At 71.9% G+C, this 25,913-nt stretch carries 22 protein-coding genes; 7 read left to right on the forward strand and 15 right to left on the reverse strand.

Features of this window, described 5'->3' with window-relative positions; translation table 11 throughout:
* Window positions 1–42: 42 nt before the first annotated feature.
* Window positions 43–1,008 (forward strand): cytochrome c oxidase assembly protein, encoded by a 966-nt coding sequence (locus LJ657_RS30830; RefSeq protein ID WP_232652120.1) that lies wholly within the window; start codon window positions 43–45, stop codon window positions 1,006–1,008.
* Window positions 1,009–1,080: 72 nt separating this feature from the next.
* Here LJ657_RS30830 and LJ657_RS30835 read toward each other — a convergent pair whose 3' ends face one another.
* From LJ657_RS30835 to LJ657_RS30855, 5 genes are all read right to left on the reverse strand, one after another.
* Window positions 1,081–1,932 (reverse strand): methyltransferase domain-containing protein, encoded by an 852-nt coding sequence (locus tag LJ657_RS30835; protein ID WP_232652121.1) that lies wholly within the window; start codon window positions 1,930–1,932, stop codon window positions 1,081–1,083.
* Between the two features lie 234 nt (window positions 1,933–2,166).
* Window positions 2,167–2,613, reverse strand: a complete 447-nt coding sequence (locus LJ657_RS30840; RefSeq protein ID WP_232652122.1) for a P-loop nucleotide/nucleoside kinase family protein — start codon at window positions 2,611–2,613, stop codon at window positions 2,167–2,169.
* A 105-nt stretch (window positions 2,614–2,718) separates the two neighbouring features.
* Window positions 2,719–4,191: an FAD-binding protein gene (locus LJ657_RS30845; RefSeq protein ID WP_232652123.1), complete on the reverse strand. Its 1,473-nt coding sequence runs from the start codon at window positions 4,189–4,191 to the stop codon at window positions 2,719–2,721.
* Window positions 4,192–4,299: 108 nt separating this feature from the next.
* A complete protein-coding gene (locus LJ657_RS30850; protein ID WP_232652124.1) occupies window positions 4,300–5,817 on the reverse strand; it encodes an APC family permease in 1,518 nt (505 codons plus the stop codon).
* A 109-nt stretch (window positions 5,818–5,926) separates the two neighbouring features.
* Complete coding sequence (locus LJ657_RS30855; RefSeq protein WP_232652125.1) at window positions 5,927–6,862, reverse strand: NAD(P)-dependent oxidoreductase; 936 nt, start codon at window positions 6,860–6,862, stop codon at window positions 5,927–5,929.
* Between the two features lie 148 nt (window positions 6,863–7,010).
* Here LJ657_RS30855 and LJ657_RS30860 point away from each other — a divergent pair, with 148 nt between their 5' ends.
* Complete coding sequence (locus LJ657_RS30860; RefSeq protein WP_232652126.1) at window positions 7,011–7,619, forward strand: TetR/AcrR family transcriptional regulator; 609 nt, start codon at window positions 7,011–7,013, stop codon at window positions 7,617–7,619.
* 17 nt (window positions 7,620–7,636) lie between these two features.
* Here the strand turns inward: LJ657_RS30860 and LJ657_RS30865 are convergent, their stop codons facing one another.
* Both LJ657_RS30865 and absR1 read right to left on the reverse strand, forming a co-directional pair.
* On the reverse strand, window positions 7,637–7,936 hold the full coding sequence (locus LJ657_RS30865; protein WP_232652127.1) for a hypothetical protein: 300 nt from the start codon (window positions 7,934–7,936) through the stop codon (window positions 7,637–7,639).
* A 304-nt stretch (window positions 7,937–8,240) separates the two neighbouring features.
* Entirely contained in the window at window positions 8,241–9,326 is a 1,086-nt protein-coding gene (gene absR1, locus LJ657_RS30870) for a beta-glucuronidase AbsR1 (RefSeq protein ID WP_232652128.1), read from the reverse strand.
* A gap of 95 nt (window positions 9,327–9,421) precedes the next feature.
* Here absR1 and LJ657_RS30875 point away from each other — a divergent pair, with 95 nt between their 5' ends.
* Entirely contained in the window at window positions 9,422–11,371 is a 1,950-nt protein-coding gene (locus LJ657_RS30875) for a LuxR family transcriptional regulator AbsR2 (RefSeq protein WP_232652129.1), read from the forward strand.
* A gap of 89 nt (window positions 11,372–11,460) precedes the next feature.
* Here LJ657_RS30875 and LJ657_RS30880 read toward each other — a convergent pair whose 3' ends face one another.
* Window positions 11,461–11,988: a hypothetical protein gene (locus tag LJ657_RS30880; protein WP_232652130.1), complete on the reverse strand. Its 528-nt coding sequence runs from the start codon at window positions 11,986–11,988 to the stop codon at window positions 11,461–11,463.
* Between the two features lie 143 nt (window positions 11,989–12,131).
* Window positions 12,132–14,735 (reverse strand): CHAT domain-containing protein, encoded by a 2,604-nt coding sequence (locus LJ657_RS30885; protein WP_232652131.1) that lies wholly within the window; start codon window positions 14,733–14,735, stop codon window positions 12,132–12,134.
* Window positions 14,736–14,845: 110 nt separating this feature from the next.
* On the opposite strand from LJ657_RS30885, the gene LJ657_RS30890 reads away from it, so the two are divergent.
* Genes LJ657_RS30890 through LJ657_RS30900 form a run of 3 tightly spaced genes read left to right on the forward strand, consistent with a single transcriptional unit; the run spans window position 14,846 to window position 17,420 of the window.
* The gene (locus tag LJ657_RS30890) at window positions 14,846–16,282 is read left to right on the forward strand and encodes a S8/S53 family peptidase (RefSeq protein WP_232652132.1); all 1,437 of its coding nucleotides are present in this window, start codon (window positions 14,846–14,848) and stop codon (window positions 16,280–16,282) included.
* A 59-nt stretch (window positions 16,283–16,341) separates the two neighbouring features.
* Window positions 16,342–16,917, forward strand: coding sequence for an RNA polymerase sigma factor (locus tag LJ657_RS30895; protein WP_232652133.1), 576 nt, complete (start codon window positions 16,342–16,344; stop codon window positions 16,915–16,917).
* Between the two features lie 5 nt (window positions 16,918–16,922).
* Window positions 16,923–17,420, forward strand: coding sequence for a hypothetical protein (locus LJ657_RS30900; RefSeq protein ID WP_232652180.1), 498 nt, complete (start codon window positions 16,923–16,925; stop codon window positions 17,418–17,420).
* A 15-nt stretch (window positions 17,421–17,435) separates the two neighbouring features.
* On the opposite strand, the gene LJ657_RS30905 is transcribed toward LJ657_RS30900, so the two are convergent.
* From LJ657_RS30905 to LJ657_RS30925, 5 genes are all read right to left on the reverse strand, one after another.
* A complete protein-coding gene (locus tag LJ657_RS30905; RefSeq protein ID WP_232652134.1) occupies window positions 17,436–18,656 on the reverse strand; it encodes a cytochrome P450 in 1,221 nt (406 codons plus the stop codon).
* 71 nt (window positions 18,657–18,727) lie between these two features.
* Window positions 18,728–19,531 carry an N-formylglutamate amidohydrolase gene (locus tag LJ657_RS30910; RefSeq protein ID WP_232652135.1) on the reverse strand — a complete coding sequence of 268 codons (804 nt, stop codon included), beginning with the start codon at window positions 19,529–19,531 and terminating at the stop codon, window positions 18,728–18,730.
* Complete coding sequence (locus LJ657_RS30915; RefSeq protein ID WP_232652136.1) at window positions 19,531–20,079, reverse strand: YciI family protein; 549 nt, start codon at window positions 20,077–20,079, stop codon at window positions 19,531–19,533. Before LJ657_RS30915 ends, LJ657_RS30910 begins: the two co-directional genes overlap by 1 nt.
* Before the next feature lie 141 nt (window positions 20,080–20,220).
* The gene (locus LJ657_RS30920; protein ID WP_232652137.1) at window positions 20,221–20,520 is read right to left on the reverse strand and encodes a hypothetical protein; all 300 of its coding nucleotides are present in this window, start codon (window positions 20,518–20,520) and stop codon (window positions 20,221–20,223) included.
* A 155-nt stretch (window positions 20,521–20,675) separates the two neighbouring features.
* Window positions 20,676–22,895 carry an NADP-dependent isocitrate dehydrogenase gene (locus LJ657_RS30925; RefSeq protein WP_232652138.1) on the reverse strand — a complete coding sequence of 740 codons (2,220 nt, stop codon included), beginning with the start codon at window positions 22,893–22,895 and terminating at the stop codon, window positions 20,676–20,678.
* 220 nt (window positions 22,896–23,115) lie between these two features.
* Here LJ657_RS30925 and LJ657_RS30930 point away from each other — a divergent pair, with 220 nt between their 5' ends.
* Window positions 23,116–24,675 carry a M1 family metallopeptidase gene (locus LJ657_RS30930; RefSeq protein WP_232652139.1) on the forward strand — a complete coding sequence of 520 codons (1,560 nt, stop codon included), beginning with the start codon at window positions 23,116–23,118 and terminating at the stop codon, window positions 24,673–24,675.
* A 29-nt stretch (window positions 24,676–24,704) separates the two neighbouring features.
* On the opposite strand, the gene LJ657_RS30935 is transcribed toward LJ657_RS30930, so the two are convergent.
* Entirely contained in the window at window positions 24,705–25,808 is a 1,104-nt protein-coding gene (locus LJ657_RS30935) for a mechanosensitive ion channel family protein (protein WP_232652140.1), read from the reverse strand.
* Window positions 25,809–25,913: the final 105 nt, after the last annotated feature.

Genomic DNA, 25,913 nt, shown 5'->3' on the forward strand with positions numbered 1-25,913 from the left:
GGTCCGGTCGGGTGGCCCGACATGCCGTGGAGGGAGCGCGCGATGGCCAGTCCGCCGGAACTCACCGTGGGACGGCTGCTGTCCTCATGGCAACCGGACGTGCCCGCGCTGCTGCTCGTCCTGCTGCTGGGTGCCCTCTACGGCTGGGGCGTACGACGACTGCGGCGCCGGGGCGAACGCTGGCCCGTGTCCCGCATCGCCGCCTTCGTGGTGCTCGGCCTCGGCACCCTCGTCGTGGCGACCATGTCGGCCCTCGCCGTCTACGACCGCGTGCTGTTCTGGCCGGCCGCGGTGCAGAACATCCTGCTCGACCTGGTCGCTCCGCTCGGCCTTGCGCTGGGCGACCCGCTGCGACTGGCCGTCCGCGCCCTGCCCGAGGGTGCCGCCGGGCGCGTCCAACGGGCGATGACCGGACGTCTGGTGCGCGTGCTCACCTTCCCGCTGGTCAGCACGGCCCTGGTGCTGGCGACCGAACTGACCGTGTACTTCACGCCGTACTTCGAGACGGCCCTGCGCGACGGCTGGCTGCACCAGCTGATGTATCTGCACCTGCTGCTCGCCGGTTGCCTGTTCGTGGTGCCGGTGCTCACCCGCGAGGAGGCGCTGCCCGCCTGGTGCACCCATCCCGTGCGGGCGGCGCTGGTGTTCCTCGACGGCATCGTCGACGCCGTCCCCGGCATCGTGGTCATGACCCACGGCACGCTGATCGCCGGTGCCTGGTATCTGCACCATGCCCCGCCCTGGTCGCCGGACGTGCACCACGACCAGCAGGTCGGCGGCGGCGCGATGGTCGGCATCGCCGAGCTGGTGGCACTGCCCTTCCTGCTTGCCATCCTGGCCCAGTGGGCCCGCACCGAACGCGCGACGACCGCCGCGCTGGACCGCAGGCTGGCAACGGAACTGATCCCGGCCGCGCCCCCGCAGGGGCAGCCCGAGTCGCCCGACCTCGTACGCCCATGGTGGGAGACCGAGAACAGCGAGGTCGCCCGGCGCATCCGGCAGCAGTGACCCGACGCACCGCCCCCGGCGCCAGGCCTGCCGACCGTACGTAGGTCAGCAGGCCCATGCGCCCGCTCGTGCTCACCGGGGCCGGTAGGCGGTGGCCAGCACGGAGACGGTGACCTGATCGGGCAGGGAGCCGTCATGGCCGAGGTCTGCCCGCCTCACGTGCCGTGCGCTCGGTGTCATCGCCACCAGGTCCAGGGCATCCGGCCTGGCCAGGGGTGCGGGGTACTCCACCCGTTCGGTGACGGTCGCCTTGAAGAAGGGGTCCAGTGCCTGGTGCAGGCGCTGTTCCTTGGCCGGGTCGATCGTGACCATCGCGGGCAACCGGCCGCGCAGCTCGGCCAGGTGGCGCCCGGTGGGACGGATCACGATCAGCCGGCCGGCAGGACGCAGCACGCGGTGGAACTCGGCCGGGTTGCGCGGGGCGAACACGTCCAGCACGACATCGGCCGCCCGGTCGGCCAGCGGGAAGGGCCGGAAGACGTCCCAGGCCGCCGCGGCGGCTCGTTCGTGGGCTCGGGCTGCGGAGCGCAGCGCGCGCACCGACGTGTCCAGTCCGAGGCCACGGGCGCCGGGCAACTCGTCGAGTACGCCGGCCAGGTAGTAGCCCGTGCCGCACCCGACGTCCACCACCGTGGCCTGCTCGGGCACGGCGTCGGCCGCCAGGTTGGCCCCGGCTTCGCGGATGGGTGCGTAGGTGCCGGTGGACAGGAATCGGTCCCGGGCCCGGACCATGGCCGCGTCGTCGCCGCTGGTGGCGCGGGTGCCCGTCAGCAGGCCGGCGTAGCCGTGGCGGGCGATGTCAAAGGTGTGGCCCACCGGGCAGCGCAGTGCGCCGCGGTCGGGATGCAGGCGGCGTGTGCGGCAGGCGGGGCAGCGCAGCAGGTCGAGGGAGAGTTCGAGGGCAGGGGGAAGCGACACGGGCACGAGGCACTCCTGGCAAGGGGTGAGGGAAGGAACCGTGCCTGCACGCGCGCTCAGAACGGCACTGCCTCAATGAGGAACGGACAGCGCCGGGAACGTGGTTCGCGCGGTCGGCACACCAAGGAGGGCGATGCCGTCCGGCATCGCCCTCAGCGCCTTCCGATCACAGGAAGCAGCAGTGCGGGGTGCTCATGAATGCCACACCACAAGTCTACGAGAACCGGCGAAACCGCCTAGCTACGCATGACGGTCGGTCACCAGGGCCCTCCGCAGGGCGGCCGGCGGTTCCTCTGGGTCTGCCCCCGCGGTGTCCACGACGATGCGTTCGCGGTTCCACGACTCGTACTCCCTGGCGGCGACGTCTGCCCAGCCCGGAAGCGGCAGCGGCAGCGGCAGATCGGGGATGTCCACCGACCGTGATGCCACGCACCGCCGGTGCTCCGCGGGATCCGAGCAGATCACCTCCACCTCGGCCCAGGGGACACCCGCCCGCACCGCAGCGTCCCGCAAGGCGTCCCATGTGACCGCCGGCGGATTCACCGACTCCGCGATCACGGCCAGGCCCTGCCGCGGATGTTCCTCGGCCGGCGCGCACCCGACGACGTAACCCGCCGGCCCCACGGGAGGCCGCGCCGGCCCGGAGCGGACCAGTGCCTGTTCGATGGTGCCCACCCGTACATGCACCGCCCGGCCTCCTGGGCCAGGAGCCGGGCGCAGGGGTGGTCTTTCCGGTGAGGGGCAGGCCTCCGATCACCACGAGCATGCGGTCATCCTGCTCCCCGTGCGGTGTCAGAAGACGCCCTGACCAGGCGCCAGGATCCCGCACGGGTCGTACCTGCGCTTCGCCGACTCGAACAGGGGCCAGGCCGGGCCGAAGTGGGCGCGCCAGTCCGCGCGGGTGAAGGGGATGCTGCCGACCGGGTACTGCGTGCCGCCGGCCGCCGCGGTGGCCTCGTAGGCCCGGCGGTTGGCGGCGAGGAGGCGGTCGACGGTGGCGGTGTCGTCCGGCGGGGTGGCGCGCAGGACGGCGAAGAGGTACGGGACGGGGCCGTCGGGGGTGCGCAGGAGGGGCGTGGTGAGGCGCTCGCGCAGGAGAGGGTACACGAGGACGACGCCGGGGCCCAGGTCGGTCGTGGTGAGAGTGTCCAGTACGTCGCCGGTGAGGGCGGCCGCGGACCGGCCGGGGAGCAGGAGGTTGAGCCAGGGGTGGGCGTACGACCAGAGGCCGGCCTTCTTCAGGGCTTCGACCGCGGGGGCGATCCGGTCGAGGAAGTCGTAGTAGCGGAGGTCGGCCCGCTCGACGCCGGACGGGTTGTGGCGCAGTCCGCGCAGCAGGACCGTGTCGTCCGGTGCGGGGCCGACGGGCGGGCCGTAGGCCACGGCCTCCAGGGTGTGGACGCTGAAGGCTCCATGGGCGTCCGCCGAGACCTGGCCCTCGACGTAGTCGAAACGGCCCTCCCGGACCAGGGTGCGCTGGTCGTCGAGGAAGGTCTGCAGGTCGTCGTAGGGCAGCAGGTAGTGCCGTACGGTCTCAGGCGCCGGCAGCAGGCGCAGGGTGGCGGCGACGATGACCGCGCACTGGCCGAGACCGGCCAGGACGGCGTGGAAGAGGTCGGGGTGCCGGGTGGGGGAGCAGTGCACCAACTCGCCTGCCCCGGTGACGACTTGGAGGGCGGTGACGTTGTCGACCTGGGCGCCGTGCCGGTGGGTCTGGCCGCCCAGACCGCCCACGGACAGGGTGCCGCCGACGGAGAGTTCGAGGTAGTCGGTGAAGACCGGCGGGGTGAGGCCGTGGGCGATCGTGGCCTTGGTCACCTCGCTCCATCTGGCGCCCGCGCCGACGGTGACCGTCGCGCCGTCCGGGCTGAGGGGGCCGATGTCCGCGAGGGTGGCGGTCTCGATGACCAGGCCGCCGCGGACCTGCGCCTGACCGTTGGTGGCATGTCCCTGGCCGCGCGGTGCGAGGGGCAGGCGGTGCGTGTTGCAGAAGCGGACCATGGCGACGACGTCACGGACCGAGCCGGGGCGCAGGACGGCGACGGGACGGCGGCGCACGATGTGGCCGTAGTCGTCGGAGGCGGCGTCGAGTGAGGCCTCGTCGATGGCGAGCGCGCCGTCGAGCGCGGGGATTCCCGCCAGGCCCCCTCCGGAGCCGGAGCCGTCCACGGCCCAGCTCCGGGCGGCGGGGTCGAAGCCGACCACCGCCGCACCGGAGGCCGTGAGTCCGCGCAGCAGGGCACGCCGTGACGGTGTGTGGGGCATGGGTACAACCACCTCGCACGCGACTTGGATGATCAACTCTCCGTCATCCTAGGCAAGTTGGGCCTGTCGCGGTGGTGTGCCGTGCTGCTCGCGGGGGAGCGGATCAGGTCATTTCCTGGTGGCGAGTGTCGCGCGGGTCGGCTTGCCCAGCGCCCAGAACAGCACGCCCAGGAGCATGAAGCCGGCGAGCGGTACTGCCTCCGTCAGCAGGTACTTCCAGCGCTCGTCGTGGCTCCAGCCGTCCGGCGCGTACGCGGATCCGAACCAGTGGTCGCCGAGGCCGGGGGCGACCAGCTGCACGCTGGCGAACAGGATGAGGGCGGTGAGTACGACGCTGATGATGCGGGGGATGGGCGCCTTGTACGGGCGGGGGACGTCCGGTGCCTTGCGGCGCAGTACCGCGAGCGCCGGGAAGATGCCCAGGTAGCTGACGAGGGTCGTGGAGACGGCGAGGCCGAGGACCGCGCCGAAGAGCTTGGCCGCGCTGCCGTGGGTCAGTTCGTGGGCCAGCACCAGGACGACGGTGGAGACCAGGCCGCTGAGGATGTTGACCCGCACCGGGGTGCCGAACCGGCTGGAGATGACGCCGAGGAAGCGGGGCGCGGCACCGTCGTAGCCCGAGACGGCGAGGGCGCGGTCGGAGCCCATGATCCAGGTGACGCCCGAGGACAGCACCGTGAGGATGAACATGACCGCGGCGAGGTCCCCGAGCAGACTGCCGGCACCGCTGAGTGTGGCCGTGCCGTCGGAGGCGACGTGGCCGCCGTAGACGGTGAAGACCTGCCGGATCGCGTCGAGGAACCCGCCGAGACCGGTGACGGCCTTGACCGGCAGGACGAGCAGGATGCCGAGGATCGGCAGTGCGTACAGCGCAACGGAGAGGGCGGCGCTGCGGAAGATGGCGAAGGGCACGTCCTTCTGGGCGTCGGTCATCTCGTCGCCGGCGGTGTTGGGCAGTTCGAAGCCGACGTAGTTGAACATCAGGACCGGCACCAGAGCGACGAAGCCCGCGTAGGTCGGCGAGAAGTCGCCGGCCCCGAAGCCGTGCAGGCCGTGCTTGATCCCGTAGATCACGACGGTGACGGTGAACAGGCCGAGGAGGACGAAACGGCTCCAGGCGCCGAGGGTGGGAATCCACTTGCCGACGTCGAAGGAGAGGATCGCGGCGAGTACACCCAGCCAGACGAACACGAGGGTGAAGCCGTAGAAGGCCGGGGTGCTCAGGTCCTTGCCGTCGTTGAAGAAGGTGGTGAAGGCCGTGACGGCGGAGACGGAGAGCGTGCCGCCCAGCCACACCGGGTTGGTGATCCAGTAGAGGAAGTTGTTCACGGCGCCCGCGAGGCGCCCGAAGGCCCGGCTGGTCCAGATGTAGGGACCGCCCTCGTCGGGGAACGCGGCCCCGAGTTCCGCGGTCAGCAGCGCGGAGGGCACGAAGAACACGAGAGCCAGCACGATCAGCCAGGTGAACGCCTCGGCACCCTTCGAGGCCACCGTGCCGATGGTATCCACGCCGACGATGGTGCACAGAAGGAAGAAGAGAATGTCGAAGCGGCCGAAATGCTTGCGCAGCTTCTGCCGCTCCGACTGGGCCGCTGCCGGCTCGGACGCTATCTGGCCAACGGTCACTGGAGCTCCTGCGTGCGCGCGGGGTACGGGTGCGATTCGGCCAATGATCGGCGCCACCGCACAACCGCACAAGCGTTCCTGTGCAAGTCTTGACCATCGCCACGGCGCCTCAGGGCAACGGAAACCCAGCCGAAACATCGGACCCGGAAGGCGCGGGACCGGTGGATACGGCAGCGCCGTCCGACCGGGCCTCCAGCGCCCGCAGCACCGCCACCATGTCCTCGCCACCATGGCCCTGCGCCACCGTTTCACCGAAGAGGGTGTGGCAGACGTCGAGCAGAGGGGAGGCGAGACCGGCCTTGCGGGCGGCCTCCGCGATCAGCCGGTTGTTCTTGAGGACGTCCGCGGCCGCCGCCTGGACGGTGAAGTCCCGGTCCAGCAGCTTGGGTGCCTTCGTCCGGGAGACGGCGCTGGCCATCGGGCCCGCGTCCAGGACATCCCGCAGCAGCCGCGGGTCGAGTCCGTGCCGGTCGGCGAAGTGGAACGCCTCGGTCAGCCCGGTGACCAGCGTGATCAGGAACAGGTTCACCGAGAACTTCATCAGCAGTGCGCCCGGTACGGGTCCGCAGCCGAACGTCTCCCGGCACATGGGGGCCAGCAGCGGCCGTACGGCCTGCACGGCGTCGTCGTCCCCCGCCAGCATCGCCACCAACTGTCCGTGCTCCGCCGGGACCCGGGACCCGGAGACCGGGCCCTCGACGTAACGCCCGCCCGCGCTGTGGACGGACTCCCGCAGGCCGGCCGAGTACTCCGGCGAGGTCGTGCCCATGTGGACGACGGTGTGCCCGGTGAGCCGCGCGGCGAAGTCCGGGGTGCCGCGCCCCAGGACCGCGTCGACGGCGCTCTCGTCGGCCAGCATCAGAATCACGGTCCTTGCCCGGTCGAAGACCTCGGCGGGGCTCGCCGCGACCTCGGCTCCGGCGGCCCGCAGGGCTTCGCACCGGGCCGGAGTGCGATTGAAGACGACCAGAGGAGTCCCGGCGCGGGCGAGGTTGAGCGCCATGGGCTGCCCCATGACCCCGAGGCCGACGAAACCCACGTACACGACGCACCACCGTCCTGGCTCACCCGGAGGCAGCCGGGCTGCCACTGCCCCCGACTATGACAGTGGTCATAGTAGCCCGCGCTATGACAGCGGTCATAGAGTGCGAGGGAGGTTCGGCAGTGCACGGCGGGCTGGGAGGAGACCGAGGATGACGGCGGCACAGACGCCCCGGCGTGGACCACGGGAGCGGATGGTCTTCGGCGCGGCCCAGCTCATCCGGCGCGACGGGGTCGCATCCACGGGGATGCGCGAGGTCGCCGCTTACGCGCAGGCGCCACGCGGTTCGCTCCAGCACTACTTCCCCGGAGGCAAGGAGCAGCTCGTCAACGAGGCGGTGGGCTGGGCCGGGAGCTACGCGGGCAACCGGATCGACCGCTTCCTCGCCGCGCTGCCCACGCCGACGCCCGGCGGGCTGTTCGCCGAGATGGTGCGCCAGTGGACCGACGAGTACGAGACCGCCGGGTTCGCGGGCGGCTGCCCGGTGGCGGCCGCCACGGTGGACTGCGCCGAGTCCACCGCGTCCACACGGGAGGCCGTGGCCGCCGCGTTCCGCACCTGGAACGGCTCGGTCGCCCGCGCTCTGGCGGACATGGGCGTACCCGAGGAACGCGCCGGGGTCCTCGCCACGCTCATGATCGGAGCCCTGGAGGGGGCGATCCTCATCGCCCGGGCCGAGCGCGACGTCCGCGCGCTGACGAACGTGTCCCGGGAACTGGGCCCCCTCCTCGACGGCGCGGTGCACAAGAGCGGCGACTGACCCCCGTCACTCCCCGCTCACTCGCTCCAGTCGAGCTGATGCCCGGGAGTCCCCACCGACCGCCCGTAAGCGACCGCTTCGGCGCGGCCCGCCTCGTCCCCGCGCCGGTACCGGAACACCTTCCCGGCGAAGACGACCACGCGCTCGTCCCCGGCGGTGAAGTCGGCGTACCAGCCGTTCTCCGGCTCCAGCGCTGCGGCGAGCGCCTCCGCGAGTCCGCTCACGTCGTCGCTGTCGGTCTCCCATTCGACGAGCGTCGAGAGTCCGGGCTGCCGGGCCTGGACATAGATCGCCTGGTAGATCGTCTCCGGACTCACGCGCGGGGTTCGCACCGGCCGAGACGTCGATGCGGGTGACGTTGCGCAGGCGCAGCCCCTCGGGCTGGAAGACCGCGCCCGGTCGGAGGTTCTCGCCGATGACGTATCCACTGATGGGTGATCGACGCATGCCTCGAAGCTATCGGCCGCCACTGACATCACCCCCGGAACGGGAGTCTGCGAGGGCGCCCCCCCGGACATGGGTCGGGGAACGGTTTCCCTCCCCCGAAGGCAACCGTTCCCCGACCGCTCCCCCGGCGCCGGACTGTGGGCCGGCTGACCGCGTGGGCGCGGATCTGTGCTGTCACCAGCACATGACCGCTGATTCCCCCGGACCCCACGCGGAGTACAGACGTACTCGGACGAAGTAGCGGCGGCCCTTGACGAGCCGGGCCTTGATGGTGGCGTTGTGCGGTGCTCCGCCGTCGTCCCGGCCGGCGAGGTAGCGGGCTTCCCCGTCCCGCTCCTCGAAGACCACGACGACGGAGTCGCTCGCGCCGAAGGTGCCGATGGTGTACTCGCGGGTCTGAGGCGGGTCGACGGTGAAGTCGGCCTGCTCGCCGGGGCCGATGCCGAGCGGCGCGGAGCGGAAGGGCACGAGCGAGGGCGGCCGTGGCACGTCGGCCGGCGGATACCAGCGCAGCACGAACTCCTTGTCGGCCGGCGAGAGTGTGCCGGGCGGGTGCAGGCCCCCGCGGAACTGCTCCGGCTCCAGGATCAGCCCGTCCGAGAACGCATACTCCATGATCGACTGCGGGTCCCAGACGGAGCCGTTGACCTCGTCCGGGTCGAGCTTGCGCAGGATGTTGGAGAACGTCCTGTCCCGGCTCCAGAAGTTCGGCGGGCCAGCCAGCTCGGCGTAGACGGCCTCGTCGTCCCAGTGGATGCCGGCGAACGGGCTCTGGTGTTCGTGCAGCATGCCGAGCGCGTGCCCGATCTCGTGCAGTGCCGTCCCGTGCTCCCCGGGCGCGGTCAGGTCCCAGCCGAAGTTCATGGTGCGTTCGTTCTGGCCGACCCGCAGACAGTCCTTGCCCACCGTCGACCAGGAGCCGTCACCGAGCTGGAACCCGATGCGCAGCTCGGCCTCCGAGCGGTCGCCGACCTCGACGAACGACACGCCGATGCCGAGGCCCTGCCACTCCTGGAAGCATTCGCGCACCACGTCCCGCTGTTCCTTGGTGCCGACCCACGAGACCCGGCGGGACTGCCCGGTTCCCGGTACCGGAATGACCGACCCGTCGGAGTCGCCGTCGAAGAACCAGTAGTGCACAACCGTGCCGTTGACCCACATCGACCGTCCGCCGACGAGCGCACTGAGCCGCTCGGCGGTCAGCCCCGGTGTGAAAGCGGGGGCCGACCGCTGCGCGAGGGAGCAGCAGCGTCCGGTCATGCGCACAGGTTGCCGTGGGCGGGGTGACAGGCGCCTGAGTCGGGGGCTACTCAAGTCACCCTGTATCAGGGTTGAGTACTCGCGCTCATACTCCCGTGACGACTTTCGAACGCGAGGCGAAGACCCTTGAACTGCCCTGGCAGTTCACCGGACGTGAGGACGAGCTCGAGCTGATCCGCCGCTCCCTGACCGCAGGCCGGCACGGCATCGTGGTCACCGGCCCGGTCGGCTGTGGCAAGACCCGGCTGGTCACCGAGGCCGTGCGGGGCAGCGACCGCGCCCGCGCGGCCGGGACGCCCGAGACCCGGCACCTCCCCTTCGCCGCGTTCGCCCACCTGCTGCCCGAGGCGGTCTCCCTGCACCGGGCGGTCCAACTCCTGTCCGGGGTACGGCTGCTGGTGGTCGACGACGCGCACCTGCTCGACGACGCCTCGGCCGCTCTCGTGCACCAGCTGGCCGTGCACGGCCGCACCCGCCTGGTCGTCGTCGCCGACGGGGGCCCCTACCCCGGGGCGATCTCCCGGCTGTGGACCGGGGAGCTGCTGCCGCGCCTCGCCCTGGAGCCTTTGCCCCGCGAGGACACCGAGCAGCTCCTCGCGGCGGGCGCCGGGGGCAGCCTGGAGCCGCTCACCCTGAACCGCCTCCACCACCTGTGCCAGGGAGACCTGAGGCTGCTGCGCGAACTGATGGACGCCGTGCGCGAGCGCGGTCTGCTCACCCGCCTCCTCCCGGACACGGACGAATGGGCGTGGCGCGGCCCGGTGCCGGTGACGGCGACCGTCCGCCAGCGCACCGCCCAGGTCCTCGAACGTCCCGGCTCCGAGGAGCGCGGGATCCTCGAACGCCTGGCCTTCGCGGAGCCCCTGCCCCTGCACATGGACGACCTCGACCTGTGCCTCCTGGAAAACCTCGAGGCCGACGGCCTGATCCGCATCGACGACCAGTGCGACCAGGACAACCAGGGCACGGTCCGCCTCGTCCACCCCCTGCACGGCCCGGTGCTGCGCTCCGCGGCCGGCAGGCTCCGGGCGAGGCGCCTGTCCCGCACACCGGCACAGTGCGCCGCGGCCCTCGCCGCCGAGTCGGCAGCGCTGACCCGCCGGATCGAGCAGACGGACGTACGGTTGCTGCCGACGCCCGTGGGGGAGTGGCTCGCTCAGGAGGGCGCACCGGTACCCGCCGGGTACGCGGCCGTGCGCGCGCGGTTCTCGCGGCTTCGGGGGGAGCTGCGGGAGGCGGCGGCCTGGGCGCGCGAAGGGCTGCGGGGCGCTGCGGACGACGCGTCCTGCCGTACCGAACTCGCCCTGGCCGCCGCACAGTCGGGGGATGCGGCGAGGGCCCGGGAGGCCGTGGCGGACCACCCTGACCTGGACGAGCCGTCCGCCTGGCTGATCGCGGCCCGCGGGGACGTGGACGGGGCGCTGGCGGCGATCGGCGACACCACCGACGGCATGGTGCGACGGTACGGCGACGGCAGCGACGGCATGGCCGCGAGCTCCGATCGCAGGGGCGCCGCGACGGCCGAGATCGCCGGCAGTGCCGGCGCGTTCGCCCTCTACGACGCCGTACGGCTCGGAGCCCCGGAGAAGGTCGCCGAGCGCCTCCCCGCCGACGGTCTGTTCGCCCTGCACGCCGAGGCGCTGGCCCGCGAGGACGGACCGGCGCTGGACCGGGCCGCGGAGGCGCTGGAGGGGCGCGGGTTCCTGCTGTTCGCGGCCGAGGCGTACGCGCAGGCCGTGCGTGCGCACCGCGACCCCCGCGCCGCACGCACCTCACGCACGCGCGCCGTCGCCCTGGCCCGCCGCTGCCAGGGCGCCCGCACCCCGGCCCTGGCGGGGCTGGTCCTGGGCGAACTGACCGCCCGCCAGCGGCAGATCGTCACCCTGGCGGCCGCGGGCCTGAGCAACCGGCAGATCGCGGAACAGCTCACGCTGTCCATCCGCACCGTCGGCAATCACCTCTACAGCGCCTACGCCCGGCTCGGTGCGAGCGACCGGGGCGCTCTGCCGTGGCTCGTGGAGCTGCCGGACGCGCAGCCCGCCTGAGCCGCGCCCATGAACCGGCGGTCTGACCCCCAGTATTCGGGGGAGGGGTCAGGCCGCCGACCGCTGCCGGGAGCGCCGGGTGTGTCTCGTCAGGCGTAGGTCCAGCGCCACCGGCTCGCGCTGTACGTGCATTTGATCGACGTGCCGCCCGCGGTGGTCGTGACCGCCCCGTGGTCGCTGTCGCGGCAGAACTGTCCCGCCGAGTAGCAGTTGCCCGCGTTGGACGTGATCGAGCACGTGCCCACGCTGTCCTGGCTGCTACTGCTACTGCTACTGCTACTGCTACTGCTACTGGTGCTGTTGCTGCCCGTGCCGGCGGCTTTGGCGGCGGCGGTCTTGGTGACGGTGACCGTCGGGCCGGGCTTCGCCGCGGCCTTGACGGTTTCGGTGACCGTCGGACCCGGCTCCGGCGTGGCCGTCACGGTCGCCGTGATGGTCGTCGCGGGCTTGACCTTGGCCTCGACGGGCTGTTTGTCGCTGTTCGCGGGGGAGGCGATGAGCGCGCCCGCGAAGAGCAGGCCGGCGCCGCCGAGCCACACTCGCTTGCGCTTGCGCAGCGGACGCATGTCCGGCGGGCGTGGCGCCGGCGGTATGGGTGCCGTGTACGGGTTGGTCATCTCGTCCCCCTGGGTGTTTCAGGTGGAGTGACCGTAGTGCCCCACAAGGAGGCATGTGAAGAATCTGTGAGGAGAGTGATCATTCTGTGACCGTCGTTCTGGGGCGCCGCGTCCAGGACTACTCGGGCCGACGCCCCGCGAGTTCAGGCCGCCCCGAACGCCGTGAACGCCCACCCCGTCGCCTGGTGCAGCGCATCCCCCGGCAGCGAGGCGCGCGCGTCGCGCAGGGCCTCGGCCAGCGACAGGCCCGCGCTCAGACCCTTGTGCAGGGCGAGCATCAGCGGCACCACGGCGTGGTCGTTGACTGGTGCGCTGCTGGCCACGACCCCCGCCGTGCCGAGGGGCAGCAGGGCGGTGACCAGGCCGAGGAGTTCGTCCGCGCCTACCGAGGCGAGGCGGGCGGTGTCGCAGCTGGACAGGATGATCCGGTACGGGCTGCGCGCCAGGCGTTCGAAGTCGTGGACGATGAGCGGCCCGTCGGCCATTCGCAGTGCGGAGAACAGGGGGCTGTCGGCGCGGAACGTGCCGTGCGCGGCGATGTGGGCCAGCGTGGCGCCGTCGAGTTCCTCCAGGACACGCGGCACGCGCGCGTCGTCGTGTTCCAGCAGGGTGGGTCTGCCGTAGCGGTCTGCGAGTTCGGGTACTTCCGCGCCGCCGGTGGCGAGCCCCGGTCCGCGGACCAGGACGTGGCGGCCGCCGGGCGGCGGCTCGGTCTCGTGGGCGCGCAGCCAGCTGCCGGCCGACGGCGACACGCTCAGCACCCGCTCCCGCAGCGACGGCAGCAGCGCCCACGGCACGCGGTGCAGCCTGCCGGGCGGTACGACCACCACCGGGCCGCCGCCCAGTTGGACGGCGGCCGGTCCGAGCAGCAGCTCCTCCAGTCGGCGGCCCATGGCCTCGACCACCGGAAGCCGCGCCTCCGCGCCCGGGTGGGCCAACCGCCGCAGCCCGGCCTGCACATGCTCGGCCTCGGTCTCGGCGTCGGCGAGCAGCCCCGCCTCGAACCGCCGCACCCGCCCCTGCCCGCACAGCAGCACCTGGACCCGGCCGTCGAGCACGGCGAGCTCCACCAGCCGCACCTCGCCCAGCCGTTCCAGCAGCCTGCCGACGTCGAAGCGGTCCTCGGCGCCCGGCCCGTCGCCGCGCATGTGCAGGGTCCGGGAGCGGATCTCCCGCTCCAGACGCCGCTGTTCACGCTCCAGGGTCGGGATCGGGTGGCCGTCGCTGCGGGCCTCCTCCGCGCGGGCGGCGATCTCCCGGAACGCCGTCAGGCTGCCGAGCAGGACCGGGTCGGCGGGCGGCCGGGTGGGCGGCGTGGACAGGACGGTGGCCCGCCAGCGTTCGCTCCACATCAGCAGCCGGCGCGGGCTGCCCGCGTCGAGGCTCGCCCGCTGGGCCAACGCGGCCAGCTCCGCGCCCTGTTCGGTGGCGCGGGCCCGCAGCTCGGAGGCACCCAGCGTCATCCGGTGGTCGTCGAGCACGTCGAGGCCACGCCGGCACGCCTCCAGGACGCCCCGGCCGGAACCGGCGGCCCGCGCGCGCAGCGCCTGCGCGGCCCAGCCCGTCATCCGCGCCAGCGGCGGCCCGCTGTGCCGGGAGCGGGCGGCGACGGCCAGATGCCGCTCGGCGTCCGCCGTCCAGCCGAGGCCCAGCGCGATCCGGCCCGCGAGCAGCGAGGCCTCCGGGGCGGCCGGCGCGCCGAACGAGGCGAGCCGCTCGGCCACCGCCGCCGCGTCCGCGACCAGGCGTCCCGAGCGGCGCCCGGCGGCCACCCGCGCCTCGATCAGCACCAGCCGGGCATGCGTCTCCCACCAGGTGCGCCGCTGCCCGGCGAACAGCCGTACCGCCAGCGCCGCGCGCGCGATCGCCGTGTGCGGATCGCCCGCCAGACGCGCCGCGCGGGCCGCGACCAGCAGCAGCTCTGCCTTCCGGGTGGACTGCCCGCCGATGCCGTCGAGCGCCCCTATGGCCGTGTCCGCCTCGGCGAGCGCCTCGGGGGCGAGCCCGGCGGCCATCAACACCTCGCAGCGCCGGATGTAGAGCATGAACGACGGCGTGCCCAGCTTGGCGTACCGCTCCTCGGCCTCGTCCAGAAGCCGCAGCGCGACCGGGATGTCGCCCGACCGGAACGCGGCGAGTCCCCGGCTCTCCACCACGTCCGCCTTGTCGTGCTCCTGGCCGGTGGTGTCCCACTGGGCATGCGCGGCGGTGAAGTCCGCCTCCGCCCGGTCCACCGCCCCGAGAGCCAGATGCACCGTGGCCCGCAGGGTCAGCGCCCGCGCCGTCCATATGACGTCATCCGCCTGCCGCAGCACGGGAATCGCCCGGCGTACGTCCTCCAGCGCCTCCCGGTGCCGGCCCAGCACCCAGGACGCGTAGGCCCGCCGGAACAGGACACGCGCGCGGGTGTGCCCGCTGCTCACCGCGACACCCCGCTCCAGCGCCTCCAGGCCCTGCCGGGTGCGGCCGGAGTGCACCAGCGCCACGCCGAGGGTGGCCAGGATGTCCGCCTCCCGGTCGGGCGCCTGGGCGCGCGCGGCCAGATCGCGGGCGCGGCGCAGATGGTGCAGCGCGATCCGCATGTCGCCCCAGTCCCGCTGCCAGATGCCGATCACCTGGTGCGCGACGGAGGCGCGCCACGGCGTGGGACCGGAGTCCAGCACGCCCTGTGCCCGCGCCCGGGCCTCGCCGGGGTCGGCGAACACCATCGGCAGCAGTTCGAGAACCGAGTCGCTTCCCGCTGTCACTCAAAGGATGGTAGTGGCCGTGGTTGCGCCCCACACCGGTTTGGCGCTGTATCAATCGACGGCTCCGCGACTCTGACTGACGACAGTCGCCTCAAGGGGGAGGACACGCCATGGCACCGCAGCGATTCCACGAGCAGTTCGACCAGATCCAGCGTTCGATGCCGGACGTCTCGCTCGCTCTGGGGCCCGACGACGCGGCGGAGTTCATCTACGAGAAGGGCGTGGTCCTGGCCCGCGACGGTGAGGAGGCGCGGCTCGTCGAGGACACCGTGCGCGGCCACTTCACCGAGGCGACCGGCCTGACCGCCGACCATGTGCGGCGGGTGAGTCCGGAGACCAACCGCTCGGGCATCACCCGCATCCAGGTCGGCGACCCGGGCCACGGCGACCGGCGCGGCGACCGGGCGGTCGCGCACGCCCTGCGGGCCATGCGCGAGCACGAGGGGCGCGCCCAGCACCGGCTGGTCAGCCGCAACCACGTGGTGTCGATCGCGGTCAACTCCTGTCCCGGCGACGAGCCCGTGCCCGCCCCGCTCACCCAGGGCACCAACCCGGCCGCGGCCCAGGCCGGTCACGACGCGGACACCGCCGTGGGCGTCCTCGTCGTCGACAACGGCCTCACCCACGACCACGGCATGGTGCCGCTGCTCGCCCACGTCGAGGGCGACCTGCACGGCACCGAGACCGACGACCAGGGCAACCTGCTGCAGTACGTCGGCCACGGCACGTTCATCGCGGGCCTCCTCGCGGCCGTCGCACCCAACACGAACGTCACCGTGCGCAACACCCTCAACGACGCCGGTGCCATTCTTGAGTCCGAGTTCGGGCAGCGGCTCTTCGACGCAGTCGACGAGCACGGCTGGCCGGACGTCATCAGCCTGTCCGCCGGCACCTCCAACGGCCGCGCCGACGGCCTGCTCGGCGTCGAGAGCTTCATGCAGGAACTGCGCACCCAGCGCACCCTGTTGGTGGCCGCGGCCGGCAACAACGCCAGCGCCACACCGTTCTGGCCCGCCGCCTACGCCTCCTTGCCCGACTACTCGGACGCCGTCCTCTCCGTCGGCGCGCTGCGCAGCGACGGCGAATACGGCGCCTGCTTCAGCAACCACGGCTCCTGGGTGAACGTCTACGCCCCCGGCGAGCGCCTCACCAGCGCCCTGACCGGCTTCGACGCGCCCGTCCCGTACGTCTACCAGCACTCCACGTACGACGCCTGCCGCTTCGGCTTCACCTACGCCTGCACCTGCCAGTACCCGCGCCACACCGGCGCGCTGAGCGAGGCCGGCACGCCCACCTCCGTCAAGGCGGACCAGGTGATGTTCGAGGGGTACGCACACTGGAGCGGCACCTCGTTCTCCGCTCCCGTGGCCGCCGGCATGGTCGCCGCCTATATGACGGCCAACAAGATGAGCGACGCGCGTGCCGCCCGTAAGCAACTGCTCGCGCACAACACCGGGTTCGCGGAAGTACGCGGGGCGCACGTACCGGCGCTGCGCCCGGCCGGTTGGCGCCCGGGTCCGGTCGTGCAGCTCGCTCCCCGCGCATGAGGTCTGGAACGGTCCCCTCCACGGCGTACGATGACTTGCCGTACACGAGGGGTGGGTCCGTGGACCGAGCAGATGTCGGCGCGCTGGTCCAGTCCGCCGTCGACGGCGACGCGGCGGCTTGGAAGGCGCTCGTGGAGGGGCTGAGCCCACTGGTGTGGTCCGTCGTGCGCGCGCACCGGCTCTCCGAGGCCGACGCGCACGAGGTGTACCAGACGGTCTGGTTCCGCTTCGCCCAGCACCTGGGGCGCATCCGTGAACCCGACAAGGCCGGGTCCTGGCTGGCGAGCACCGCGCGCCACGAGTCCCTGAAGGTCCTCAAGAGCTTGAGGCGGCTGACCCCCACGGACGATCCCCAACTGCTCGACCGGGTCAGTGAGGACCGTACGCCCGAGCAGTCGTTCCTCGACCTGGAGGAGGCTGCCGCAGAGACCGAGCGCATCCGGCACCTGTGGCAGGAGTTCGAGGAACTCGGCGATCGCTGCAGGCAGTTGCTGCGCGTCCTGATGGCCTCGCCGCCGCCCAGCTACCAGGAGGTGTCCGCGGCGCTGGGCATCGCCGTGGGCAGCATCGGACCGCTCCGCCAGCGCTGTCTGCGGCGCCTGCGGGCACGACTGGAAGCACGGGGAGCGGTGTGACCGACATGAACGACGCCGACAACAACGACGACATCAACGACCTCATCAACGCCCTCGACGGCATCGACGACGTGGCGTACGACCTGTTGGCGGAGGAACTCCGCAGGGCCGCGGCCATCCTGGACCCGGTGCCGGCCGGGCTGCGGCAGATCGCCGTCGACGCCTTCGCGCTGCACGACCTCGAAGCCCGCATCGCCGAGCTGACCTTCGACTCGGTGGTCGACGCCATCCCCGTCAGGGGAGCGACGGACGTGCCGCGGATGCTCACGTTCCACGCGGGCGGGGTGACCGTCGACGTCGAACTGTCCGCGCAGGGGCTCATGGGACAGGTTCTGCCGCCGCAGACGGCCGACATCGAGGTGCTCAGCGGCCCGCAGGCGGGCTCTCCGCTGACCACCGACGACATGGGGCGCTTCACCCACGGCGAACCCCCCGTCGGCCCCTTCGCGCTACGGCTGCGGACCGGCGGGGGAGTGCTCGTCACGGACTGGCTGACGGCCTGACGCGGGACCCTGTCCTCACCAGGTGACGGGCAGGGTCTGCGGCCCGCGGATCATGGTCTTGCGGCGCCATACGACCTGGTCGGCGGGGACCGTGAGGCGCAGGCCCGGCAGCCGCTCCAGGACCGTGCCGACGAGTACCTCGGTCTGCAGCCGGGCAAGCACGGCGCCGGTGCAGTAGTGCGTGCCGTTGCCGAACGCCACATGCGCGTTCGGTTCGCGGCCGGGGTCGATCCGGTCCGGTTCGGGGAAGACGTCCGGGTCGCGGTTGGCGGCCAGGTAGGAGACGTACACCGGGTCGCCGGCGCTGATGCGGTGGCCGTGCAGCTCGACGTCCTCCAGGGCGACGCGGGCCAGGCCGACCGAGGCGCGGTGCGGGATGAAGCGCAGCAGCTCGTCGAGCACCCGCCCGCGCGCCTGCGGCTCCCTCATGCGCTCCCTCAACTCCGGCCGGGTGAGCAGCAGGAACAGCATCTGGCCGCAGTTGTGGGTGACGGCCTCGCCGCCGATCTGCAGGGGCCCGGCGAGGCCCACGGCCTCCTCCTCGCTGATCTCGCCACGGCCGACGGCACCGCCGAGCAGCGCGTACACGTCCTCGGCCGTACTCTCTGCGCGCGCACGGATGGTGTCCCTGATCCACCCGTACATGCCGTTCTTGGCCCGGTCGGCGGCCTCGGACCCACCTGAGGTGGAGATGATCTGCCGCGTCCAGGCGTGCACCTGCTCCCGGTCCTCGACGGGCACCCCCATCACCTCGCTGACCACGGCGATCGGGAAGGGTTCGAGGACCCGCTCGACCAGATCGGCCGGCGGTCCGTCGCGTACGACCCCGTCGAGCAGCTCGTCGAGGATCTGCTGCGCGCGGGGCCGCAGCCGCTTCATCGCGCCCACGGTGAAAGCACCCGCGATCGGCCTGCGCAGCCGGTTGTGGTCGGGCTGGTCCGCCCAGGCGAGCGAGCCCGGCCGGGGCGCGAAGTTCGGGGCGAGCCGGGTCACCTGACGGCGGGTGACCTCCGTGCGGCTGAACCGCGGGTCGTTGGTGATCAGCTTGACGTCGTCGTAGCGGGTGGCCAGCCACGCCCAGCCCTCGCCGTGCGGCAGCCGGATGCGGGTGAGCGGGCCCTCGCGCATGAGGTCCGCGAGCACCGGGTCGAACTCCGTCCCGGCCAGGTCGTGCGCGGGCCACTCCCGTACCGGGGGCGGGACCCGCTCCGTCAGCGTGGTGATCTCCTCAGTCATGCCCCCACCCTCACCGCGGCCCGCGCCCCTGTCGCGCGGGAGTGCTCCAGCCGGAGGTCGGAGCCCGTGCCTCAACCCGTCACGGCGTCGACGAGCGCGGCCAGCGCCTCCGCCAGCCGCGCCAGCCCGGATCCGGCGGGCCCGCCCGGCTCGCTCATGTACGTGTCCCTCCGGATCTCCACCATCAGGGCGCCGACCCGTGCGTCCTTCCCGTAGAACTCAAGAGGCACGTACGTCCCGCTGAACGGGCTGTCCAGCCCCGTCTCCCCGCACGACGCGAACACCTCGCGTGCCGCGGCCAGCAGCTCGGGAGGCGTGTGGAAGGAGTCGGTGCCCAGGCACACGGGCGGCCGCGGGCCCTCGCCGTGCAGCTCGTAGGGCAGCGGCGCGCTCGGGTAGGAGTGGACGTCCACGATCACGGCACGCCCGGTGACGGCCAGCCGATCGGCCACCGCCTCCGTCATGGCCTGCGCGTACGGCCGGAAGTACCGCTCGATCAGCGGCCCGGGGTCGGTGCCGTCGCCCCGCAGCGCCTCCCGGTGCGTGGTCCGCGTGTACACGGCGCCCATGCCGACGGAGAGCATCTCCTCCCGCTCGTCGGGAAACCGCTCCGGATCGACGACCAGCCGGGAGAGCAGGTTCACGAACCGCCAGGGAGTGACCCCGGCCAGCTCTGCCGCCGCCGCGGCGAGCTCCGCGGTGTGCGAGTCGGTGATGTGGTCCAACTCCCGCTCCAGGGCCGGGCCGTTCAGCAGGATGCCCGCCCGCACATCGGCCGGAATCCCCCGCGCCGAGTGCGGCACATGCAGGATGACGGGGGAGTCGGCCGCGCCGGACAGCAACGCGAAGGACGGTGACGGTGCCGTGGAGTTCATCAGCGCCGCCCGCCGAACTCCCAGGCGTGCACCTCGACGTCGGCGTAGCGCTCCGCGGTGAGCACGGCGCGGGCCCGGTCCGGGTCCGCGGCCCGCAGCAGCGCGGCCGTACCGAGCCGGCTGACGCCGTCGTCGGACAACAGCGGCCCGTACGCGATCAACTCCGCCCGGTCGGCCGGCAGTTCAAGGTCGGCCGCCGGGCCGGCACCGAGGCCGAGCACGAGAAACCGGTCGCCTCCGCTCGCCCCACCGGGAAACTCCCACATCGTGCGCCCCAGCAGATTCCGCCACCGCCGCAGCAGCACGTCCCGGTACACTCCGGCCTGGTAGTTGGGCTCGTCGAAGGCGAACGCGCGGGCGGCCGCGGCATCGGGGAGATCGACGATGTGCACACTCCCGGAGACCGTCTCACCGTCGTCGGCGAAGGTCGGACCACGGGCGATCAACTCCGCCGCATACCGGTCCATGTAGGACCAGTGCTCCTCCACCAACTCGCCACGCAGGCTGTGGGATCCGGGCCGGTCACGGTGGTAACAGAAGAACTCCATGACCACAGCCTGCCAGTATCCCGCTGCCGGTCGCCGCGAGATATCCGCAGGCCTGCCAAGGGCTCACGGTGTGGCCGAAGGGGCGCCGCGCGCCGCGCCGTTGCCGCACGTCGGCGCAGCGCGCGGAGCGCCTGGCGTGGCTCAGGCGCCGCCGCTGACTCCGGAGGCCACGAAACGCCGTTGGAGCGGCGAGAACGTGGACTGCGGCTCACCGGTGATGCCGGCTTCCTTGACGGCGCCCGCCAGCCGTCCGGCGAAGAACCGCTCGAAGTCGGACTGGGCGTTCCACACGTCGGTGACGTGCAGTGCACCCCCGTCGAACCAGGCCACGTGCAGGACGGCGCCGTCCGGCTGGTCCTGCTCCCAGTCGACCAGTTGCCGCACGGTTTCGTACTGCTGGGGCGTGACCCCCGGCCAGGTCATGGACAACACAACAGCCATATGACTTGCCTCCTCGGTTCGGTGCCCCTGCTCAGTAGACCGAGCCGGGCCACCGGACACCTGCCGTGGTACGCCGTTCGTGACACGGCTCCGCCCCGGCCGGGCAGTGTGCCGACCGGGGCGGAGTCAGGAACGGGCCGTCGAGGCCCGGTGCGTCAGCTCAGGGACGCCAGCGCCTCGTTCCAGGTGGCCGACGGGCGCATGACCGCGGCGGCCTTGGCCGGGTCGGGCTGGTAGTAGCCGCCGATGTCGACCGGCTTGCCCTGGACGGCGAGCAGCTCGTCCACGATCTTCTGCTCGTTCGTGGTGAGCGTCTCGGCGAGCGGGGCGAAGGCCTTCGCCAGGTCCGCGTCCTCGGTCTGCGCGGCCAGCTCCTGCGCCCAGTACAGGGACAGGAAGAAGTGGCTGCCGCGGTTGTCGATGCCGCCGACGCGGCGGGTCGGGGACTTGTCCTCGTTGAGGAAGGTCGCCGTGGCGCGGTCGAGGGTGTCGGCCAGGACCTTGGCGCGGGTGTTGCCGGTGGCCGTGGCGTACTGCTCCAGGGACGGTACCAGCGCGAAGAACTCGCCCAGCGAGTCCCAGCGCAGGTAGTTCTCCTTGACCAGCTGCTGGACGTGCTTCGGCGCGGAGCCGCCGGCGCCCGTCTCGAACAGGCCGCCGCCCGCCATCAGCGGGACGACCGACAGCATCTTGGCGCTGGTACCCAGCTCCAGGATGGGGAAGAGGTCGGTGAGGTAGTCGCGCAGCACGTTGCCGGTCACCGAGATGGTGTTCTCGCCGCGGCGGATGCGCTCGATCGACAGCTTGGTCGCCTCGACCGGGGCGAGGATCCGGATGTCCAGGCCCTCGGTGTCGTGCTCCGGCAGGTACTGCCTGACCTTCTCGATGATCACGGCGTCGTGGCCGCGGGTCTCGTCCAGCCAGAACACCGCCGGGTCGCCGGTGGCGCGGGCGCGGGTGACGGCCAGCTTCACCCAGTCGCGGATCGGCGCGTCCTTGGTCTGGCAGGCGCGGAAGATGTCGCCGACCGCGACCGGCTGCTCCAGGACGACGTTGCCGGCCTGGTCGACCAGACGGACCGTGCCGGCCGCCTTGATCTCGAAGGTCTTGTCGTGGGAGCCGTACTCCTCGGCCTTCTGCGCCATCAGGCCGACGTTCGGGACCGAGCCCATGGTGGCGGGGTCGTAGGCGCCGTTGGCACGGCAGTCGTCGATGACGGCCTGGTAGACGCCGGAGTAGGAGGAGTCCGGCAGCACCGCGAGGGTGTCGGCCTCCTGGCCGTCCGGGCCCCACATGTGGCCGGAGGTGCGGATCATGGCGGGCATCGAGGCGTCGACGATCACGTCGGACGGCACGTGCAGGTTGGTGATGCCCTTGTCGGAGTCGACCATCGCCAGGGCCGGGCCCTCGGCGAGCTCGGCGTCGAAGGAGGCCTTGATCTCGGCGCCCTCCGGCAGGGCCTCCAGGCCCTTGTGGATGCCGCCCAGACCGTCGTTGGGGGACAGACCGGCCGCGGCGAGCGTCTCGCCGTACTTCGCGAAGGTCTTCGGGAAGAAGGCGCGCACCACGTGGCCGAAGACGATCGGGTCGGAGACCTTCATCATCGTGGCCTTCAGGTGCACGGAGAAGAGCACGCCCTCGGCCTTGGCGCGGGCGACCTGCGCGGCGAGGAACTCGTTGAGCGCGGCGGCGCGCATCACGGAGGCGTCGACGACCTCGCCCGCGAGCACCGGTACGGACTCGCGCAGCACGGTGGTGGTGCCGTCCTCGCCCAGCAGCTCGATCCGCAGCGCGCCGGCCTCGGAGATCACCGTGGACTTCTCGGTGGACCGGAAGTCGTTCTCACCCATGGTCGCCACGTTGGTCTTGGACTCGGCGGTCCAGGCGCCCATGCGGTGCGGGTGGGTCTTGGCGTAGTTCTTGACCGACGCGGGGGCGCGGCGGTCGGAGTTGCCCTCACGCAGCACCGGGTTCACGGCGGAGCCCTTGACCTTGTCGTAGCGGGCCTGGATGTCCCGCTGCTCGTCGGTCTTCGGGTCGTCCGGGTACGCCGGCAGCGCGTAGCCCTGGCTCTGCAGCTCGGCGATGGCGGCCTTCAGCTGCGGGATCGACGCCGAGATGTTCGGCAGCTTGATGATGTTGGCCTCGGGCGTCTTGGCCAGCTCGCCCAGCTCGTGGAGGGCGTCCGGGATCCGCTGGTCCTCGGTCAGGTACTCCGGGAACAGGGCGATGATGCGCCCGGCCAGCGAGATGTCACGGGTCTCCACGGAGACACCCGCCTGCGAGGCGTACGCCTGGACCACCGGCAGGAAGGAATACGTCGCCAGGGCCGGGGCCTCGTCAGTGTGCGTATAGAAGATGGTCGAGTCAGTCACCGGGTGCTCCGCTCCACGTCTGCAACATTGCTCGACATCAAGATATCTCCTGATCGAGGTCGGCTCGACAGGGGCCCGGCCACACGTCCCACACTCCGGAACCGGATCCGCACGCCCGCCGTGCAACCAAAGCGGCCGCTCCCGGGTCCTGGAAGGAGATCGTGCATCTGATCGTCGACGGCCGGAGCTGACCTCCCGGCCGCCAGAGCGAAAGCTGACCATGAGATATCGCAGCAGAGTGACGGCCCCCGCGGCCGCCCTGATCGGCACGGCCGCGGCACTGACCGTGGGGGGTACGGCGTCCGCCGCACCGAAGGACAAGGGCACGCCGAAGGACAACGGCACCCCGGGCCCCGAGACCCTCGGCGACTCCGTCTTCCCCACCCTCGGCAACGACGGCTACCGAGTCTCCGCCTACCACCTCGACGTCTCCTACGACCCGACGACCAAGCTCGTCGACGCCACCGCCACCCTGAGGATCACCACCACCCAGGCACTCACCCGCTTCTCGCTGGACGCCCTCGGCCTCGACATACGCTCCGTGCGCGTCGGCGGCCGCAGCGCCGTCTTCGATCAGGCGGACGAGAAGCTGCGGATCACGCCCGTCCGCCTGCTGCCCGCCGGAGTCCGGACGACCGTGTGCATCGAGTACGGCGCGGACCCGAGCCGCACCCTCGCGCACACCGCCTGGGTCGTCACTCCGGACGGCTTCGCGATCTGCCCGCAGCCGAACTCGGCGCACACCGTCTTCCCCTGCAACGACCACCCGTCGGACAAGGCGGACTTCACCTTCCGCGTCACCGTCCCGGCCGGCCTGCGAGGCGTCGCGAACGGCCTGCTCGTCGGCACCGAGACCCTCGCCGACGGCCGCACGGCGTACGCGTACCGCTCCCGTGAGCCGATGGCCACCGAACTGGTGCAGATCACGGTCGGCGACTACGTCGTCAAGGACCGTCAGGGCCCGCACGGGCTGCCGCTGCGGGACGTGGTGCCGACCGCCCGCGCCGCCGCCCTGGAACCGGCGCTCGCGCTGACTCCCGGGCTGGTCGACTGGCTGGAGCAGCGGCTCGGGGCGTTCCCCTTCGAGACGTACGGGTTGCTGCCCTGCAACTCCGACAACCCGAACGCCTTCGACTTCACCGGCCTGGAGACGCAGACCCTCACCCTGTACAAGCCGAACTTCCTGCTCCAGGAGGAGAAGAAGATCGGCTCGCACATGATGCACGAGCTGGTCCACTCCTGGTTCGGCAACCTCGTCAGCCCCGCCAACTGGGCCGACCTGTGGCTGAACGAGGGCCACGCCGACTTCTACGGGCTGCTGTACCGCTACGAGCGCGGCTGGACCGACTCGCTCGGCTACAGCACGTTCGAGGACCGCATGAAGTACACCTACGGTGTCGGCGACCAGTGGCGCCACGACTCCGGGCCGGTCGCGGCCCCGAACGCGCTGAACCTCTTCGACAGCCAGCGCTACACGGGCGGAGTCCTGGTCCTGTACGCGCTGCGCCAGGTCGTCGGCGAGGACGTCTTCCACGCCATCGAGCGGTCCTTCCTCGACCGGCACCGCAACTCCTCGGCGACGACGGACGACTACATCGCCGTCGCCTCGGAGGTCTCCGGTCAGGACCTGTCCGGCTTCCTCAGGGACTGGCTCTACGGTACGAAGACGCCGCGGATGCCCGGCCACCCGGACTGGACGGTCACGCCGGTGAACTCGGCGTTCGCCTCACCGCACAGCCGCAGGGGCGGGCACTGGCACGAGAACTCGGCGACGCTCTGACCTCGCCGAGCCCTTGAACCCTCAGGCTCTCAGTCGAGGCGGGCGGACATCTCGCCCGCCTCGACGGCCGCCTCCTGCGGGCCACGCTGCTGCGGGATGGTCACCGACCCCTGCTGCAGTGCCACCGTCCGCGCGGGCGCCGGGATGCGGATGCCCTCCTCGCGGTAGCGCCTGTGCAGCGCCTTGACGAACTCGTGCTTGATCCGGAACTGGTCGCTGAACTCGCCCACGCCCAGGATGACCGTGAAGCCGATCCGGGAGTCGCCGAAGGTGTGGAAGCGGATCGCCGGCTCGTGGTCCGGGAGCGCGCCGGCGATCCCGGTCATCACCTCGGCGATGACCTCCAGGGTCACGCGCTCGACCTGCTCCAGGTCACTGTCGTAGGCGACTCCGACCTGGACCAGGATGGTCAGCCGCTGCTCGGGGCGCATGAAGTTGGTCATGTTCGTCTTCGCCAGCTGCCCGTTGGGGATGACGACGAGGTTGTTGGAGAGTGCGCGCACGGTCGTCTGACGCCAGTTGATGTCCTCGACGTAGCCCTCCTCGCCGCTGCTCAGCCGGATGTAGTCACCGGGCTGCACGGTCTTCGAGGCGAGGATGTGGATGCCCGCGAAGAGGTTGGCGAGGGTGTCCTGCAACGCCAGCGCGACCGCCAGACCGCCCACGCCCAGGGCGGTGAGCATCGGCGCGATCGAGATGCCCAGCGTCTGCAGCACCACCAGGAAGCCGATCGCCAGGACCAGTACCCGGGTGATGTTGACGAAGATCGTTGCCGACCCGGCGACCCCGGAGCGCGAGGTGGTGACCGCCCGCACCAGCCCGGCGATCACCCGGGCCGCCGTCACCGTGACGACGAAGATGAGCACCACGGTCAGCACCTGGTTGACGTGCTTCTGGACCGTTCCGGTCAGCGGCAGCGCCGCGCCCGCGGAGGCCGCACCGCCCACGATCGCCGCCCACGGCACCACTGTGCGCAGCGCGTCGACGATGACGTCGTCGCCGCTCCAGCGGGTGCGGTCGGCGTGCTTGCCCAGCCAGCGCAGCAGCATACGCAGCAGGAACGCGGCCAACAGGCCCGCCGCCAGCGCGACTGAGGCGATGACCAGGTCGTCCACGGTGAGCGCTCGGTTCACCGGCTACCTCCAGGTTCGGGATGTGCAGCCGCTCATCCTGCCCTATTCCGCACAGGAGTTCGTACCTGGTGGCCGGCGGGACGGTGCGGTTTCGGACGACGTCCT

Source organism: Streptomyces guryensis (assembly GCF_021261325.1).
Classification (GTDB): domain Bacteria; phylum Actinomycetota; class Actinomycetes; order Streptomycetales; family Streptomycetaceae; genus Streptomyces; species Streptomyces guryensis.

Coding starts and splice junctions, on each gene's coding strand:
- LJ657_RS30830 (WP_232652120.1), top strand. CDS start 43: ATGGCCAGTCCGCCGGAACTCACCGTGGGACGGCTGCTGTCCTCATGG.
- LJ657_RS30845 (WP_232652123.1), bottom strand. CDS start 4,191: ATGCCCCACACACCGTCACGGCGTGCCCTGCTGCGCGGACTCACGGCC.
- LJ657_RS30860 (WP_232652126.1), top strand. CDS start 7,011: ATGACGGCGGCACAGACGCCCCGGCGTGGACCACGGGAGCGGATGGTC.
- absR1 (WP_232652128.1), bottom strand. CDS start 9,326: ATGACCGGACGCTGCTGCTCCCTCGCGCAGCGGTCGGCCCCCGCTTTC.
- LJ657_RS30880 (WP_232652130.1), bottom strand. CDS start 11,988: ATGACCAACCCGTACACGGCACCCATACCGCCGGCGCCACGCCCGCCG.
- LJ657_RS30890 (WP_232652132.1), top strand. CDS start 14,846: ATGGCACCGCAGCGATTCCACGAGCAGTTCGACCAGATCCAGCGTTCG.
- LJ657_RS30900 (WP_232652180.1), top strand. CDS start 16,923: ATGAACGACGCCGACAACAACGACGACATCAACGACCTCATCAACGCC.
- LJ657_RS30905 (WP_232652134.1), bottom strand. CDS start 18,656: ATGACTGAGGAGATCACCACGCTGACGGAGCGGGTCCCGCCCCCGGTA.
- LJ657_RS30910 (WP_232652135.1), bottom strand. CDS start 19,531: ATGAACTCCACGGCACCGTCACCGTCCTTCGCGTTGCTGTCCGGCGCG.
- LJ657_RS30915 (WP_232652136.1), bottom strand. CDS start 20,079: ATGGAGTTCTTCTGTTACCACCGTGACCGGCCCGGATCCCACAGCCTG.
- LJ657_RS30920 (WP_232652137.1), bottom strand. CDS start 20,520: ATGGCTGTTGTGTTGTCCATGACCTGGCCGGGGGTCACGCCCCAGCAG.
- LJ657_RS30930 (WP_232652139.1), top strand. CDS start 23,116: ATGAGATATCGCAGCAGAGTGACGGCCCCCGCGGCCGCCCTGATCGGC.